We start from the raw sequence: 2,473 nt of genomic DNA on the forward strand, positions 1-2,473 counted from the left end.
CATGGCGCCATTGCGCCGGCGCCGGTGCGCGCAGGTCCGGCAGCGGCGCGCTGGCGCAGCCGGCCAGGGCGGTCCACAGCACGGCGAGCGCGAGCCCTCGCGGGCTGAGGCCATGCCGTGACAGGTTGCAGGAAGAGGAAGCTGGGGGCATGCGGCAGTGTAGGCAGGGCGTGGCGGATCAGACTACCGCGGCGGGAGGGAAGTGTACGTCCACGCTGAGGCCGTGCTGCGGTGCGCGTCGATAAAAAACCCGCGCGCCATGCCGCTCGGCGATGCGCTGGACGATCGCCAGACCCAGCCCGGTGCCCGTCTCGGCGTTGCCGGGCACGCGGAAAAAACGCTCGCCCAGGCGCGAGAGCCATTCCTCCGGCACGCCCGGGCCGTCGTCCTCCACGCGCAGTTGCACGCCGCCGCCGGGCAGGGGTGCGAGGCCTACCGTGACGTTGCTGCCACGGCCGGCATAGCGCAGGGCGTTGTCCACCAGGTTGTCGAGCATCTCCTGCAGGCTGGCCGCGTCGCCCCTCACCGGCAGCGGACCCTCCACGCCCTGGTAACCCAGGTCGATCTGTGCGGCCAGCGCCTCGGGCACCCGCAGGCTCACGGCTTGGGGCACCAGGCGGGCCAGGTCCACCGGCACGTGCTCCGCCGGCGCAGCCAGCGGGGACTGCGCGCGCGTCAGCGCGAGCAGCTGCGCCGAAGTGCGCGCCGTGCGCAGGGTGAGCTGGCGCATGTGGGTGAGCGCATCGCGCAGGTTCTGTGGGCTGTCGTCGGCCAGCGCGCGCTCCACGTGCAGGCTCAAGCCCGCCAACGGCGTGCGCAGCTGGTGGGCGGCGTCGGCGATGAAGCGTTCCTGCAGCGCCAGCGCGTCGCGCAGGCGGGCGAACAGCGCATCGATGGTGCGCGTGAGCGGCAGGATCTCCTGCGGCACGTCGGCCTCGCCGATCGGCGTGATCTCCTGTTCGCGGGCGGCCAGCCGCGCGGTCAGCGGCTGCAGCATGCGCAGGCCGTAGTTCACGCCGAACCACACCAGCGAGAGCACGCCCAGCAGCAACAGCGTCTGCAGCGGCACCGCCATCAGCAGGATTTCGCGCGCGCGGCGATGGCGATCGCTCAGCGTTTCGGCGACGCTGACCGTCAGCATATCGGTGGGATCGGAGTCCGGACGGATGCTGACGGTGGCGACGCGCAAGGTGTGCGAACCCAGCGTGGATTTGTAGAGCGCCGGCGGGCTGTCCGCCGGCGGCGCGGCGATCTGGCGAAACTGCGCATTGTCGGCCAGCAGGCCGCGGCGCCGGCTGACCACACTGAAATAGTTGGGCCCGTCCGGGTCGTATTCGAGCAGGAACCGGGCCTGCGGCAGCAGCCGGCCCTCGACCGGATCGTTGCGCAACATCTGCGAGAGCGAGAGAGCATCGTCGCTCAGGTCGCGGTCGTGCACGCGGTTGGAATAGGCCAGCGCAACGCCATAGGTGAGCAGGGCGTCGAGCACCAGCAGCAGGCCCACCGGGATCAGCAGGAACGCCAGCAGGCGCCGGCGCAGGCTCGGCTGCGCCCAGCGCTTGGGGGGCACGGTCGGCTCAGCCAACGTCCTGGCCCTCTTCGAGCATGTAGCCCAGCCCGCGGATCGTACGCACGCCGGTGCCGCAGCCGCGCAGCTTGCGGCGCAGGCGGTGCACGGCGATGTCCAGGCCGTTGTCGGTGAGCTCCTGGTCCCAGCTGCACAGCGACTCGACCAGTTGCGCGCGGCTGGTCAGCCGCCCGACCCGCGTGGCCAGCGCGGCGAGCACGCCGAACTCGCGGGCGGTCAGCTCCAGCGGCGCCTCGTCGATCCAGGCGCGGCGGCCGGGCAGGTCCACCCGAAGGTGGCCGAGCTTCAGTTCCGGCGTGCCCTTGCTGGTCACGCGGCGCAGCAGCGCACGCACGCGCGCCTTGAATTCGTCCAGCGCGAATGGCTTGACCAGGTAGTCGTCCGCGCCGAGGTCGAGCACGCGCACGCGTTCGCGCAGGCCTTCGCGCGCGGTGATCACCAGCACCGGGATTTCGCCGCCGCGCTTGCGCAGCCGGTGCAGCACCTCGCTGCCGTCCAGCTTGGGCAGGCCCAGGTCCAGCACCAGCAGGTCGTAGGGCGTGTCATGCAGGGCCGCGTCGGCCCGGGCGCCGTCGTCGACCACGTCGACGGCGTGTCCGCCGTTGCGCAGCGCCGCCGCGACACCGGCGGCGATCGCCGCATCGTCTTCTGCAATCAGAACGCGCATGCCTGGTCCTGGAGCGGTTGACCCATCGTGACCGGATTGTCCAGAGCCCGTCTTTCAGGATGGTTCCCAACCCTGCCGCTCGCGCCGGCGCACCGGGAAGTGCCGCCGTCGGGGGAAGTGTGTCAGAAGAACGCCGGTGCGTGGCGGGGAGGGCTCACTCGCACGGGGTCTACTGCGGCGCATGCTCCGCCGCAACCCTTAGCCGTGCCTTACGCGAC

At 71.6% G+C, this 2,473-nt stretch carries 2 protein-coding genes; both read right to left on the reverse strand.

The annotated features are described in order from the left end of the window. Positions 1-178: 178 nt before the first annotated feature. Entirely contained in the window at positions 179-1,570 is a 1,392-nt protein-coding gene (locus HOQ08_RS11065) for a sensor histidine kinase (RefSeq protein WP_291194551.1), read from the reverse strand. 7 nt (positions 1,571-1,577) lie between these two features. Next, positions 1,578-2,255: a response regulator gene (locus tag HOQ08_RS11070; protein WP_291194553.1), complete on the reverse strand. Its 678-nt coding sequence runs from the start codon at positions 2,253-2,255 to the stop codon at positions 1,578-1,580. Positions 2,256-2,473: the final 218 nt, after the last annotated feature.

The sequence above is a fragment of the Frateuria sp. genome, assembly GCF_013362045.1.
GTDB lineage: Bacteria > Pseudomonadota > Gammaproteobacteria > Xanthomonadales > Rhodanobacteraceae > Frateuria_A.

What these genes read in the sequence shown, in the direction of transcription:
- HOQ08_RS11070 (WP_291194553.1), bottom strand. Translation starts at nt 2,255, where the DNA reads ATGCGCGTTCTGATTGCAGAAGACGATGCGGCGATCGCCGCCGGTGTC.